Annotated in this window: 13 protein-coding genes and 1 pseudogene; all 14 read left to right on the forward strand. The window is 60.9% G+C overall.

Going from position 1 to position 13,107, the window contains the following annotated elements; all coding sequences use genetic code 11:
- Positions 1-155 precede the first annotated feature (155 nt).
- The 14 genes and pseudogenes from ACFFP0_RS08810 (at position 156) to ACFFP0_RS08875 (ending at position 13,067) form a co-directional block, all read left to right on the forward strand.
- Entirely contained in the window at positions 156-1,007 is an 852-nt protein-coding gene (locus tag ACFFP0_RS08810) for a transporter substrate-binding domain-containing protein (RefSeq protein WP_377259168.1), read from the forward strand.
- A 74-nt stretch (positions 1,008-1,081) separates the two neighbouring features.
- Entirely contained in the window at positions 1,082-1,774 is a 693-nt protein-coding gene (locus ACFFP0_RS08815) for an amino acid ABC transporter permease (protein WP_377259171.1), read from the forward strand.
- Positions 1,775-1,804: 30 nt separating this feature from the next.
- Positions 1,805-2,536 carry an amino acid ABC transporter ATP-binding protein gene (locus ACFFP0_RS08820; protein ID WP_377260114.1) on the forward strand — a complete coding sequence of 244 codons (732 nt, stop codon included), beginning with the start codon at positions 1,805-1,807 and terminating at the stop codon, positions 2,534-2,536.
- A gap of 45 nt (positions 2,537-2,581) precedes the next feature.
- Positions 2,582-3,760, forward strand: a complete 1,179-nt coding sequence (locus tag ACFFP0_RS08825) for an iron-containing alcohol dehydrogenase (protein WP_377259173.1) — start codon at positions 2,582-2,584, stop codon at positions 3,758-3,760.
- Positions 3,761-3,862: 102 nt separating this feature from the next.
- Positions 3,863-4,465, forward strand: coding sequence for an amino acid synthesis family protein (locus ACFFP0_RS08830; protein ID WP_377259176.1), 603 nt, complete (start codon positions 3,863-3,865; stop codon positions 4,463-4,465).
- 17 nt (positions 4,466-4,482) lie between these two features.
- Positions 4,483-5,325, forward strand: coding sequence for an alpha/beta fold hydrolase (locus ACFFP0_RS08835; protein WP_377259179.1), 843 nt, complete (start codon positions 4,483-4,485; stop codon positions 5,323-5,325).
- Entirely contained in the window at positions 5,322-6,260 is a 939-nt protein-coding gene (locus ACFFP0_RS08840) for a flavin reductase family protein (protein ID WP_377259182.1), read from the forward strand. Before ACFFP0_RS08835 ends, ACFFP0_RS08840 begins: the two co-directional genes overlap by 4 nt.
- Positions 6,257-7,294: an LLM class flavin-dependent oxidoreductase gene (locus tag ACFFP0_RS08845; RefSeq protein ID WP_377259185.1), complete on the forward strand. Its 1,038-nt coding sequence runs from the start codon at positions 6,257-6,259 to the stop codon at positions 7,292-7,294. The genes ACFFP0_RS08840 and ACFFP0_RS08845 overlap by 4 nt, the downstream gene beginning before the upstream one ends.
- A 6-nt stretch (positions 7,295-7,300) precedes the next feature.
- Positions 7,301-8,764, forward strand: a complete 1,464-nt coding sequence (locus ACFFP0_RS08850; RefSeq protein WP_377259188.1) for an aldehyde dehydrogenase — start codon at positions 7,301-7,303, stop codon at positions 8,762-8,764.
- Positions 8,765-8,769: 5 nt separating this feature from the next.
- Positions 8,770-9,084 carry an NIPSNAP family protein gene (locus tag ACFFP0_RS08855; protein WP_377259191.1) on the forward strand — a complete coding sequence of 105 codons (315 nt, stop codon included), beginning with the start codon at positions 8,770-8,772 and terminating at the stop codon, positions 9,082-9,084.
- Positions 9,085-9,146: 62 nt separating this feature from the next.
- Positions 9,147-10,157 (forward strand): polyamine ABC transporter substrate-binding protein, encoded by a 1,011-nt coding sequence (locus ACFFP0_RS08860; protein WP_377259193.1) that lies wholly within the window; start codon positions 9,147-9,149, stop codon positions 10,155-10,157.
- A gap of 251 nt (positions 10,158-10,408) precedes the next feature.
- A pseudogene (locus ACFFP0_RS08865) lies at positions 10,409-11,188 on the forward strand (ABC transporter permease); the annotation flags it as partial.
- 2 nt (positions 11,189-11,190) lie between these two features.
- Entirely contained in the window at positions 11,191-11,991 is an 801-nt protein-coding gene (locus ACFFP0_RS08870) for an ABC transporter permease (protein ID WP_377259196.1), read from the forward strand.
- A complete protein-coding gene (locus tag ACFFP0_RS08875) occupies positions 11,988-13,067 on the forward strand; it encodes an ABC transporter ATP-binding protein (RefSeq protein ID WP_377259199.1) in 1,080 nt (359 codons plus the stop codon). Before ACFFP0_RS08870 ends, ACFFP0_RS08875 begins: the two co-directional genes overlap by 4 nt.
- Positions 13,068-13,107: the final 40 nt, after the last annotated feature.

Genomic DNA, 13,107 nt, shown 5'->3' on the forward strand with positions numbered 1-13,107 from the left:
CAATCGCGCCTCACACCCGGGCGGCGATGGATTTCGTGCGGGCGGATTTTCGCTGTGTCCGATTTTTCTGCCAGGGCTGAATCCGCCCCTTGACAGGCAAAACTCTATGATGTGATGGTATGCCATAATAAATAATACAGAGTGGAGCAGAGCACATGAAAACTGGAAGGCATTCCGTTGCATTGAAAGTGAGAGCGACGCTTTGCGGGGCGCTCCTGACGCTGACCGCTGGTTCGGCTCTTGCGCAAAACTGCGCGCCCAGGATCGCCGACGACAAGCTGGTCAAGCCCGGCCATCTGGTGATGGCGACAAGCCCTACGCTTCCGCCCATGGCCTATGCCGATCAGCAAGGCACGTTGAAGGGATTGCGGATCGAAATCGGCTATGAGATCGCCAAGCGTCTCTGCTTGACCGGCGAATATATCAGCACCGAATATGCGACGATGGTTCCAGGCCTCAAGGGCGGGCGCTGGGACATGATCAATGCGGGCCTCTTCGTCACAGCCGAGCGCCGCAAGATCCTGTACATGATCCCGTACGAAAACCTGGCCATCAGTATTTCCACGGCCGTGAACGGCTCGGAACCGATCAAGAAGGTTGACGACCTCGCCGGCAAGGCGGTCAGCACCGATATCGGGGGCTATGCCGAACGCAAGATCAAGGAACTGAACGCCGACTTCAAGAAGCGCGGCCTTCCGGAAATGACCATCAACCTGTTCGACAACTATGCGACCGTATATCAGGCGCTACGCGCCGGCCAGGTGCAGGCCGCCGTTTCGATTGATCCCGTCGCCAAGCAGTATCAGGATCGCGGCGAATTCACCCATGCCCTGTCCGGCATGTATCCCACGCCGGGCTCTCTTGCTTTTGGCAGCAAGGATGTCGCCGAGGCCGTCTCGGGTGCGCTCAAGGAGATGAAGGCGGACGGGACGTTCGACAAGATCCTGTCCTCCTATGGAATAACCCAGGCGCCGGGCGATCTGGCGGTTCTCGACCAGACCGACTGAGGCACCCCTCATCACCGATAGTTTCACGGCGGGCAGGCCCCGCCGCGATCAGCCGTGCTTGAATGGAGACCGCTATGCAGAAGGGCTGGAACTGGGACGGCTTCTTTGAATACCTGACCAACTACTATTTGTTTCAGGGCGCACTTGTGACGCTTGGCCTGACGATCTTTGCGATGACGGCCGGCCTGATCCTCGGCTTCATCATTGCCGTGATGCGCATGTCCAAGTACCGGCTCCTTTCGGGGCCGGCCTATTTCTATATCTGGATCTTCCGGGGCACGCCGCTCCTGGTCCAGCTCATCATCATCTACACCGGCCTGCCGCAGATCGGGATCAAGTTCACGGTGATCCAGTCCACCCTTCTCGGGCTGGCGTTGTGCGAGGCAGCCTATCTTTCGGAAATCATCCGCGCCGGTATCGGCGCCGTCCCGCGCGGCCAGGTCAATGCGGCGCTGGCGATCGGCATGCGCCCATCGCAGGTCATGCGATATGTCGTTGCGCCGCAGGCATTGCGGATCATCATTCCGCCTCTCGGCAATTCCGTAAACGGCGTTTTGAAAACGACGTCGATTGCCTCGATCATTTCGATGGAAGAGCTTTTGCGGCGGACCCAGGTGCTCATCCAGGAGAAGTTCCTGGTTCTGGAACTCTTCACGGTAGCGGCTCTCTATTATCTCGCCATGACGACAGCTTGGGAGCTGATCCAGCGGCGGATCGAGAGGCGGTTTGGCAAGGCCTACGGCCCGATGTCCACGGACGCCCATTGAGGAGGCAGGCTCATGAGTAACGAGACAAGCATGATCGAGCTCAAGTCCGTCAGCAAATGGTACGGTCCGAGCTTCCAGGTTCTCAAGAATTGCAGCCTGTCGGTCCGCAAGGGCGAGGTGGTCGTCGTCTGCGGTCCCTCCGGTTCGGGAAAATCAACGCTGATCAAGTGTGTCAATGCGCTGGAGGGGATCGGTGAGGGAAGCATTCTCGTCACGGGCATCGCGGTTCACGACCCGAAAACGGATCTGCCCAATCTGCGCGCCAAGGTGGGCATGGTTTTCCAGCACTTCGAACTTTTCCCGCATCTGACGATCCTTGAGAACCTGTGCATCGGTCAGGAAAAGGTGCTTGGCCGAAGCAAGACCGAGGCGGAGGCGAAGGCACGCTCGCTTCTTGAACGGGTCGGCCTTACCGCCCACGCGAAGAAATATCCCGGCCAGCTTTCCGGCGGACAGCAGCAACGCGTCGCCATTGCCCGGGCGCTGGCGATGGACCCCGTCGCCATGCTGTTCGACGAGCCGACTTCGGCGCTTGATCCGGAAATGATCAATGAAGTCCTGGATGTCATGGTCTCGCTCGCCGAGGAGGGAATGACGATGATGGTCGTGACCCACGAGATGGGCTTTGCCCGCAAAGTCGCGGACCGGATCGTTTTTATGGATGCCGGCGAAATCGTCGAGGTCAGCGACGGCGACAGTTTCTTCGATAATCCGACGACGGAGCGCGCCAAGTCGTTCCTGTCCAAGATCTTGGCGCATTGAGCCCCAACAAAAAGATCGGTCGACCTGTTCGATGGAGGTCCTGCAATGATCAACCGTGTGCTGATGCCGCGCGAAATCCTCATCGGCGGAGGCAGCCGTTTCAAGCTGGCTTCCGTTCTCGCCAGCCTTGACGTCCGCAATCCGCTGCTCGTTACCGATCCGATCATGGTCAAGCTCGGCCATGCCGATATCCTGAATGCGGCGCTTGCCGAGGGCGGCCTGGTCTCGGCCGTCTTTTCCGGGGTGGTGGAGGACCCGACCGATGTCTCGATTGCGGCCGTGGTTGAACGCATTGCCACCGGCAATCATGACGGGCTCGTCGCTCTCGGCGGCGGTAGCGCGATCGATACCGCCAAGGCGGCCGCCATCGTTGCGACGACCGGGGAAGAACTGGCGGCGCTGAAGGTTCCCCGCATCGTCGATGCCACGGTCATGCCGGTCGTCGCCGTTCCGACCACGGCCGGAACAGGTTCCGAAGTCACCCGCGCAGCCGTCGTCACCGATACGGTCGCGCACGAAAAAATGCTCATTCTCGGTACCGCAGCCCTGCCGGCTGCCGCCATCGCCGATTTCGAACTGACAATGACATGTCCCTACCGCGTCACGGTCGACACCGGTATCGACGCCCTGACCCACGCCCTGGAAGCGCTGGTCAATCGAAACGGCAATCCGCATTCGGAAGCGCTCGCCCTTTCGGCCCTGAAGCTGATCGGCGCCAATCTGGAGCGCGCCGCCGGACATCCCGACGATCGCGACGCCCGCGAGGCGCTGATGCTGGGCGCGCTTCATGCCGGTCTCGCGGTCTCGAATACCTCGACAGCCTTGATCCATGGATTGAGCCGGCCAATCGGCGCCTTCTTCCATGTGCCCCACGGAATGTCGAACGCGATGGTTCTTCCGCTCGTCACGCAATTCTCGATGGGCGCAGCAACAGAGCGGTATGCAGCCGCGGCGCGGGCCTTGGGCCAGGCAAACCATTCCGATACCGATAGCCTTGCCGCGTCCCGGCTCGTGCACGCGTTTCGTGACATGAACATCAGGCTGGCTGTGCCAAGTCCGAAGGACTTCGGTATCGATCGTTCAAGATATTTCGAACTCATACCGGAAATGGTCCGGCAGGGGCTCGCTTCGGGAACCCCGTTCAACAACCCCCGTATCCCGAACGAAGCCGAAATGGCGCGTCTTTACGAACTGGCCTACGACAGCCGCGATCCGCATTTCTAAAGGCGCCCGGATATCTCGACCGGAAGGTGTTTTCGGCTGGGCACCCTTGACATCATCATATTATGGCATACCATAAGATATAATACATAGAGAGAGGACAACATGGCTATCCAGATCCGAAAGACGCTGCTCCAGATCGAGACGACGCTTATCGAAGGCGGGAAGGCGGCGGCTCGGCCGCTCAAGCTGTTTTCCGCTTTTGCCGTGGTGAAAAACCCTTGGGCAGGCAAGGGCTTCGTGGAGGATCTGAAGCCGGAAATTCATGCAGCCGCCCCTGTGCTCGGTGAACTGCTGACCAGAATGATCATCGACACGGTCGGCTCCGGCGAAGCGGTGGAAGGCTATGGCAAATCCGCCGTCGTCGGGCTGGATGGGGAAATCGAGCACGCTTCGGCCCTCATTCACACGCTCCGGTTCGGCAATCACTATCGGCAGGCGGTCGGAGCGAAGTCTTACCTCGCCTTCTGCAACACGCGCGGCCCCGCAAACGCTCCGATCATGATCCCGCTCATGGACAAGAACGACGAAGGGCGTCGCTCCCACTATCTTACGATCCAGACATCCATCCCCGATGCGCCCGCTGCGGACGAGATCGTTGTCGCCCTCGGGGCATCTGTCGGCGGCCGGCCGCATCACCGTATCGGCGACCGGTATCAGGATCTCAGGGATCTTGGGCAGGACGTCGCCAATCCCGCTGGCGTCTGAACGGAATGGAATGCGCCATGGCCGGTTTCGATCACACACTTGTCGCACCGCCTGAGGTTGGCGATCTGGTCTGCCCGCGCAGGATTTCAGCCGGGGGGACTGCCTATCACGAGGTTGGTGAAGGCGAAGCGCTTCTGCTGATTCACGGCGTTGGCATGCGATTGGAAGCCTGGGCTCCCCAGATCGCGGAATTGGCAAAGACGCATCGTGTCATCGCCGTGGACATGCCCGGTCACGGCGAGAGTGCCGGGCTTCCCGTCGGAAGCACGATCGTGGACTTCGTTGCATGGCTGGGAGGCTTCCTTGACGACATGCAGCTTGCCCGGGTGAACATCGCCGGCCATTCCATGGGCGCGATGATATCGGGTGGTGCGGTGGCAACCTTTCCGGAGCGAATTGCGCGCATTGCTTATCTGAACGGCGTTCACAGACGCGATCCCGATGCGAAAGCGGCGGTTCTCGCAAGAGCCGCTTCAATTGCCGCGACAGGGGTCGACAAGGAGGGGCCGCTGCTGCGTTGGTTCGGTAGCGATCCCCAGAGCGATCGGGCGCGCCAGCTGACGCGCCGATGGCTGGAGCAGGTCAATCCGGAAGGTTATGCGGTCGCATATTCCGCGTTCGCCGCAGGCGACGACGTGTTTTACAACTGCTGGGCAAAGGTCGTCTGCCCGGCGATGTTTCTGACCGGTGACGGCGATCCCAACTCGACACCGGAAATGGCCGAGACAATGGCGGCGCAGGCGCGGAACGGCTGGGCGCGGATCATCGTGGGCCATCGCCATATGGTCAACCTGACAGCGCCCGGTATCGTCAACGACATGATGCGTGAATGGCTGGCTACAGAGGAGAGGCCGAAATGACAGCGCAAACGTTCGACCCGAGGGCGCTCCGCGACGCCTTTGGCGCATTTCCGACTGGGGTGACTGTTGTCACGACGCGCGACGCCGGCGGCAAACCCATCGGCTTCACCGCGAATTCCTTCACCTCCGTGTCGCTTGATCCGCCTCTCCTGCTGGTTTGTCTTGCAAAGACGTCGCGCAATTATGCGACCATGACCGGCACGGGGCATTTCGCGGTGAACGTCCTTTCCGAAAGCCAGAAGGATGTATCCAACACCTTTGCCCGTCCTGTCGAGGACCGCTTTGCCGCAGTCGACTGGCAAAGCGGAGAGAGCGGCTGTCCGGTGTTTTCCAATGTGGCGGCATTCTTCGAATGCGCCATGCACGAGGTCGTGGAAGCGGGAGATCATGTCGTTCTGGTCGGCCGAGTCACATCGTTCGGCAATAGCGGCCTGAACGGGCTTGGCTATGCTCGCGGCGGCTATTTTACGCCCACCCTGGCGGCCAGGGCCGTCTCGGCGGCCAGCGAGGGCAATATCGAATTCGCGGCTGTCCTGGAGCAGCACGGCGATATCCTGCTCGTCGGCGACGACCGGTCTCTCGACCTGCCGAGTTGCGAAATCAGCGACGGCAACCCCACCGAGGTTCTGGCCGACTACCTGGAAGAGTTGACGGGTTTGCCGGTAACGATCGGATTTCTCTATTCCGTCTACGAGGACAAGACGGATGGGCGGCAGCATATCGTCTACCGTGCGATCGCCGGTGAGGGCACGGCGAAGGCCGGCCGCTTTTTTCCATCCTCCCGGATCGACCCGACTGCCGCCCGCAGCAAGGCGACCGCCGACATCATACGCCGCTTCGCGCTGGAGAGTTCTATCGGCAATTTCGGCGTCTACTTCGGCAATGAGACCGAGGGAAGGGTGCATTCGAACGCGATGAAGGAGACGCGGCGATGAAGTTCTCGCTTTTTGTCCATATGGAACGGCTGGACGCGGACCAGCAGCAGAAACAGCTCTATGACGAGTTTATCGCGCTGTGCGAGATCGCCGACAAAGGCGGCATGCACGCGATCTGGACCGGTGAACATCATGGCATGGATTTCACCATCGCTCCGAACCCGTTCGTCACCATTGCCGATCTTGCCAATCGCACTAGGAACGTGCGTCTTGGCACCGGAACGGTGATCGCTCCATTCTGGCACCCGATCAAGCTGGCCGGCGAGGCGGCAATGACCGACCTGATCACAGGCGGCAGACTGGATCTCGGCATCGCGCGCGGGGCTTACACCTTCGAATACGAGCGGCTTTTCCCCGGCCTTGATGCCTGGGGCGCCGGCCAGCGCATGCGGGAACTCATTCCGGCAGTCAAGGGCGTCTGGCAGGGCGACTACGCCCATGACGGCGAGTTCTGGAAGTTTCCCGCGACGACCTCATCGCCGAAACCGCTTCAGGACCCGATTCCGATCTGGGTTGCCGCCCGGGACCCCAACAGCCATGAGTTTGCCGTCGCCAGCGGCTGCAACGTGCAGGTGACCCCGCTGTGGAACGGCGACAAGGAAATCGACAGCCTGATGGAGCGCTTCAAGGCGGCGTGCGAAAACGCTCCCCACATGCCCCGCCCCAAGATCATGCTGCTGCTGCACACCTATGTCGGCGCCGACGGGGCGGATATCGCGCAGGCCGAAAAGGAATTGAGTATCTACTACAACTACTTCTTCGCCTGGTTCAAGAACGAGCGGCCGATCCGTCAGGGCCTGATCGAGAGACTGAGCGAGGAGGAGATCGCGGCGAATGCCGTGGTTTCGCCGGAGGTCATGCGCAGCAATCTCGCTGTCGGAACCGCCGATGAGGTGATCGCGCGCCTGAAGCACTACGAGGCGCTGGGATATGACGAATATTCCTTCTGGATCGATACCGGAATGACGTTCGAACGGAAGAAAGCTTCTCTCGAACGGTTCATCCGCGACGTGATGCCGGCCTTCAAGGGGTAAGACGCCATGCGACGCTTCCAGCTTTACATAGACGGCGTGTTTGAAGACGGCGAAAGCGGGTTTGAGAGCCTCGATCCCGCCATCGGCGAGGCCTGGGCCATGATGCCGGAGGCGCGGGAAGCCGAGGTCGATCGCGCTGTCGAGGCCGCCCGCAGGGCGCTCACCGATGGCCCCTGGGCGAGAATGACGGCCACCCAGCGCGGCCAGTTGCTCCATAAGCTCGCCGACCTTGTCGCAGAGAACGCGAAAACGCTGGCGGAACTGGAAACCCGCGATACGGGCAAGATCATCCGCGAAACCTCTTCGCAGATTGCCTATGTCGCCAATTACTATCGTTATTATGCGGGACTTGCCGACAAAATCGAAGGCTCGTTCCTTCCGATCGACAAGCCCGACATGGATGTATGGCTGCGTCGCGAGCCCGTCGGTGTCGTCGCCGCGGTCGTTCCCTGGAACAGCCAGCTCTTCCTTTCGGCGGTCAAGGTCGGTCCGGCGCTCGCCGCGGGCTGCACGCTTGTCCTCAAGGCTTCGGAAGACGGTCCGGCGCCCTTGCTCGAATTTGCCCGGCTGGTGCATGAGGCAGGGTTCCCGCCGGGCGTCGTCAATGTCATCACCGGCTTTGGCGCAGCCTGCGGCGCGGCGCTGACGCGTCATCCGAGGGTTGACCACATCGCTTTCACGGGCGGGCCGGAATCTGCCCGGCACGTCGTTCGCAATTCAGCGGAAAACCTTGCGTCGACTTCGCTCGAGCTCGGCGGAAAGTCGCCGTTCATCGTCTTCGCGGATGCCGATCCGGACAGTGCCGTCAATGCCCAGGTCGCGGGAATTTTCGCGGCGACGGGCCAGTCCTGCGTCGCCGGCTCGCGCCTTATCGTCGAGCGCTCGATCAAGGACGAATTCATCGAAAGGCTCAAGCTCAAAGCCGAGGCGATCCGGGTCGGCAGCCCGCTCGACATGGCAACGGAAGTCGGTCCGCTCGCCACCCGCCGTCAGCAGGATCACGTCGATGCGCTTGTCTCCGCTTCCGTTGCGGCCGGCGCAAAGCTCGTCACCGGCGGCATCCGTCCGGAAGGCCCCGGCAATTACTATCCCCCAACCATCCTCGACTGCGATGGCGTTGCCTCCCCCTCGCTCGTCCAGGAGTTCTTCGGCCCGGTTCTGTCCGTCGTATCGTTTGAAACCGAAGCAGAGGCGCTGAGACTCGCAAACGATACCCGCTTCGGTCTTGCGTCGGGTGTCTTTACCCGCAACCTGGCCAGAGCCCACCGCATGAGCAGGAGCCTTCATGCGGGCATCGTCTGGCTTAACACCTATCGTGCCGTCTCGCCGATCGCGCCTTTCGGCGGCTACGGCCTTTCCGGCCACGGACGCGAAGGCGGAATGGCCGCGGTGATGGATTATACCCGCACCAAGACGGTCTGGCTCAACACGTCCGATGCGCCTTTCCCAGACCCCTTCGTGATGCGGTGAAGTCGATGTTCTACGAGATCCGCACCTACCGCCTGAAGAACGGAGCCGTTCCGGCCTACCTCAGACTGGTCGAAGAGGAGGGGATCGATATCCAGAAGGGGCACCTGGGCAAGCTCGTCGGCTACTTCTCGTCCGAGATCGGAACGATCAACGAGATCGTCCATATCTGGGCCTACGAGAGCCTTGATGATCGCGAGAAGCGGCGGGCCGCGCTCAACGCAGATCCCGCATGGCAGGCCTTCCTGCCCAAGATCCGCGACCTGATCGAGGTCGCGGAGAACAAGATTGTAAGGCCGGCCCGCTTTTCGCCTCTGGGCTGAGGCGGCTCCGGAGAATGCAGCGTGAAGAGAGATGAACTCCTGAAAGAAGGAACAGTGGGAACATGAAACTGAAACTGGGACTCGCGGCTACCGCCGCCTTCATCTTAATCGCCTCTTCTGCGAGTGCGGCTGATCTTGTCTTCTCCAGCTGGGGAGGGACAACGCAGGACGCTCAGAAGGCAGCGTGGGCGGATAAATTCACTCAGAAGACAGGCATCAAGGTCCTGCAGGACGGGCCAACGGACTACGGCAAGCTGAAGGCGATGGTCGAGGCGAGCAGCGTCACCTGGGATGTTGTCGACGTCGAGGGCGATTACGCCGCGCAGGCCGGCGACAAGGGCCTCCTCGAAAAGCTCGATTTCAGCGTGATCGACAAGTCCAGGCTCGACCCTCGTTTCGTCACCGACTATTCCGTCGGCAGCTTCTACTATTCCTTTGTGATCGGCTGCAACAAGGATGCCGTAGCGGCCTGCCCGAAGACCTGGGCCGACCTCTTCGATACGAAGAAATTCCCCGGCAAGCGCACTTTCTACAAGTGGTCGGCACCAGGTGTCGTCGAAGCCGCACTTCTGGCGGATGGCGTTTCCGCAGAGAAGCTCTATCCGCTCGACCTCGACCGGGCCTTCAAGAAGCTTGACACCATCAAGTCGGACATCATCTGGTGGTCGGGCGGTGCTCAATCGCAACAACTGCTCGCCTCCGCCGAAGCTCCATTCGGCAGCTTGTGGAACGGAAGAATGACGGCGCTGGCCCAGTCCGGCGTGAGCGTGGAAACGTCCTGGCAGCAGAACATCACCGCCGCCGATTCTCTGGTCGTCCCCAAGGGCACGAAGAACGTCAAAACCGCGATGGAATTTATCGCGCTCGCCACGTCGGCCCAATCGCAGGCGGACATGGCGATCGCAACGGGCTATGCGCCAACCAACTTGGACTCCGCCAAGCTCATGGATGCCGCCACGGCCAAAACACTGCCCGATCAGCAGACCGCGAGCCAGGTCAACGCGGATATGTCCTACTGGGCCAAGAACCGCGACGCCATCGGCGAGCGGTGGTACGCTTGGCAGGCGAAATAACCCACGGGGAGGGGAGTGCAGCGGCTCGGACTGATCAGGGCTCCGAAGCGCCCGGCGGCGCAACTGCCCCCCCGATCATCCAGGCCGCTCCGGCTCCGGTTTGCAGCGGCGAAGTGATCCGCCGCTGATTTTCGAAAGGGAGAACCATGTCCGCTACAGCAGTCTCGCAGTCGCGAGATCACGCCATACGACGCAAGACCACGAAAGTCGCGAGTGCCGTCGGCGTTGCATGGGTCATGCCGGGGCTGATCTTCGTCGCGCTCTTCTTCGTCATTCCCGTGGTCGCGCTTCTGTTGCGAAGCGTTCTGGAACCCACTCCCGGCTTCTCGAACTATGCGGAGCTTCTGGGCTCCACCACCTATCTCAGGATATTCCTCAATACCTTCGCCGTATCGGCGCTCGTGACGCTGGTTTCCCTTGTCATCGGCTTTCCGGTCGCCTGGACGCTTGCGATCATGCCGCAGAAGGCAGCCTCCGTCGTTTTCGCCATCCTGCTTCTGTCGATGTGGACGAACCTGCTTGCCCGGACCTACGCCTGGATGGTCCTCCTCCAGCGAACGGGCGTCATAAACAAGGTGCTGATGGGAATGGGGCTGATCGAAGCGCCCCTGCCGCTGGTCAACAATCTTACGGGTGTGACGATCGGAATGACCTATATCATGCTGCCGTTTATCATCCTTCCGCTTTACGGCGTGATCCGCAAGATCGATCCCGCCATCTTGCAGGCTGCCGCCCTGTGCGGCGCGACGCGCTGGCAATCGCTCACGCGCGTCCTGTTGCCGCTTGCAGCTCCCGGAATGGCGGCCGGCGCCCTGATGGTGTTCGTGATGTCGCTCGGTTATTTCGTGACGCCGGCCCTGCTTGGCGGAACCGCGAACATGATGCTTGCAGAACTCATCGCCCAGTTCGTCCAGTCGCTCGTCAACTGGGGAATGGGTGGCGCAGCGGCACTGGTGCTGCTTGTGGTGACGCTTGGGCTCTATACGGTCCAGTTGCGTTTCTTCGGCCAGCAGAACCTCGGAGGGCGCTAGCCGTGCTGTTGAACTTCGAGCGTCTCGGTTACTGGAAATACATCCTGCTTCTGATAACCGCGCTGACGGCAGCGTTTCTGCTGCTGCCGATCATCTTCATCGCAGCTCTCTCCTTCGGGTCGTCGCAGTGGCTGATCTTTCCCCCGCCGGGGTGGACGCTGAAGTGGTATTCCGAGCTGTTCGCCGACCCTCGCTGGCTCGAGTCGGCCTGGACTAGCTTCAAGATCGCGGCGATCGTCACCGTCCTGTCGGTCCTGCTTGGCCTCGTTACCTCTTTCGGGCTGATCCGCGGCAAGTTCCTCTTTCGGGAAGCTGCCAAGGCGCTCTTTCTGACGCCGATGATCCTTCCGGTCGTCGTGCTGGCCGTGGGACTTTATGCCTTCCTCCTCCAACTCGGCCTGAATGGCACGATGGCGGGCTTTGTTCTCTCGCATCTCGTGCTGGCCTTGCCGTTCTCGATCCTGTCGATCAGCAACGCGCTTGAAGGCTTCGACACGTCGATCGAGGACGCTGCAATTCTATGCGGGGCGTCCCCGGTCGAGGCGAAGATCCGGATCACATTGCCCGCCATCAGCCATGGATTGTTCTCGGCCGCTGTCTTTTCCTTTCTCACCTCCTGGGACGAGGTTGTCGTCGCGATCTTCATGGCGAGCCCGACGCTTCAAACCCTGCCGGTAAAGGTATGGACAACCCTGAGGCAGGACCTGACCCCCGTCGTGGCGGCGGCTTCGACGCTTCTGATCGTTCTCACCCTCGCGCTGATGACGCTTATCGCACTTGTGCGCAAAGGAATGAAATCATGACCACACCCTTCCTGCAGATCCAGGGCATTCGTAAAGAATATGGTCCGGTCGTTGCCGTGCACGATGTCAACCTGGACGTCCGCAGAGGTGAATTCCTTACTTTTCTCGGTCCCTCGGGATCGGGCAAGAGCACGACCCTCTACATCCTTGCCGGGTTCGAGAACCCGACGAAGGGGGACATAAAGCTGGCTGGCACGACGCTGCTTTCCACGCCGTCGCACCAGCGCAATATCGGAATGGTCTTCCAGCGCTATACGCTGTTTCCCCATCTTACCGTTGCCGAGAACATCGGCTTTCCCTTGAAAGTGAGAAGAAAGCCAAGAGCGGAGATTGACGCCAGGGTTCGCGAGATGCTGCGCCTGGTCCGGCTGGAGGGGTTTGAAGATCGCAAGCCGGTTCAGATGTCGGGCGGCCAGCAGCAGCGTGTCGCGCTCGCCCGTGCGCTCGCCTATGATCCGCCGGTCCTGTTGATGGACGAGCCGCTTTCGGCGCTCGACAAGAAACTGCGCGAGGAGATCCAGTACGAAATCCGCCGTATTCACCAGCAGACCGAAGTGACGATCCTCTACGTGACTCATGACCAGGAAGAGGCGCTGAGGCTTTCGGACCGGATCGCCGTGTTTTCGAAAGGCGTGATCGACCAGATCGGAACGGGTCCGGAACTTTATGCCAATCCCGCCACGCGATTTGTTGCGGAATTCATCGGCGACAGCAATTTCCTGCCCTGCAGCATTCTTGCGGCATCCAACGGCCGCGCGGAAATTTCCATCGGCGGCGGCATGACGGTCGCCGACGTGCCTGTCCACGGTTCAGCATCCGCAAATGCCCAGGCATCCGTCATGCTTCGGCCAGAACGCCTGTTCCTGTCGAAGGCTCCGCAGGAAACAGGGCTGCCGGCAACCGTCAACGATATCACGTTCCTCGGCAACAACGTGCATGTCGTCACGACGACGGCGCGGGGAAATGATCTCTCCGTCCGCTTGCCGTTCGGTCATGAAGCGATATCTGGTCTCAATCGCGGCGACGCGGTCTGGCTGAGGTTCGATGCCGGCTCCGCCCACGTCTTCAGCCATTAGGCGACAAAGGCAGGCGAGACGCCGTCGGTAATTGCCTGAA

Source organism: Neorhizobium puerariae (assembly GCF_042429745.1).
Taxonomy (GTDB): Bacteria; Pseudomonadota; Alphaproteobacteria; order Rhizobiales; family Rhizobiaceae; genus Neorhizobium; species Neorhizobium puerariae.

Excerpts from the sequence above, each read along its gene's own strand:
- ACFFP0_RS08810 (WP_377259168.1), top strand. The coding sequence starts at position 156 with ATGAAAACTGGAAGGCATTCCGTTGCATTGAAAGTGAGAGCGACGCTT.
- ACFFP0_RS08815 (WP_377259171.1), top strand. The coding sequence starts at position 1,082 with ATGCAGAAGGGCTGGAACTGGGACGGCTTCTTTGAATACCTGACCAAC.
- ACFFP0_RS08820 (WP_377260114.1), top strand. The coding sequence starts at position 1,805 with ATGATCGAGCTCAAGTCCGTCAGCAAATGGTACGGTCCGAGCTTCCAG.
- ACFFP0_RS08825 (WP_377259173.1), top strand. The coding sequence starts at position 2,582 with ATGATCAACCGTGTGCTGATGCCGCGCGAAATCCTCATCGGCGGAGGC.
- ACFFP0_RS08830 (WP_377259176.1), top strand. The coding sequence starts at position 3,863 with ATGGCTATCCAGATCCGAAAGACGCTGCTCCAGATCGAGACGACGCTT.
- ACFFP0_RS08835 (WP_377259179.1), top strand. The coding sequence starts at position 4,483 with ATGGCCGGTTTCGATCACACACTTGTCGCACCGCCTGAGGTTGGCGAT.
- ACFFP0_RS08840 (WP_377259182.1), top strand. The coding sequence starts at position 5,322 with ATGACAGCGCAAACGTTCGACCCGAGGGCGCTCCGCGACGCCTTTGGC.
- ACFFP0_RS08845 (WP_377259185.1), top strand. The coding sequence starts at position 6,257 with ATGAAGTTCTCGCTTTTTGTCCATATGGAACGGCTGGACGCGGACCAG.
- ACFFP0_RS08850 (WP_377259188.1), top strand. The coding sequence starts at position 7,301 with ATGCGACGCTTCCAGCTTTACATAGACGGCGTGTTTGAAGACGGCGAA.
- ACFFP0_RS08855 (WP_377259191.1), top strand. The coding sequence starts at position 8,770 with ATGTTCTACGAGATCCGCACCTACCGCCTGAAGAACGGAGCCGTTCCG.
- ACFFP0_RS08860 (WP_377259193.1), top strand. The coding sequence starts at position 9,147 with ATGAAACTGAAACTGGGACTCGCGGCTACCGCCGCCTTCATCTTAATC.
- ACFFP0_RS08875 (WP_377259199.1), top strand. The coding sequence starts at position 11,988 with ATGACCACACCCTTCCTGCAGATCCAGGGCATTCGTAAAGAATATGGT.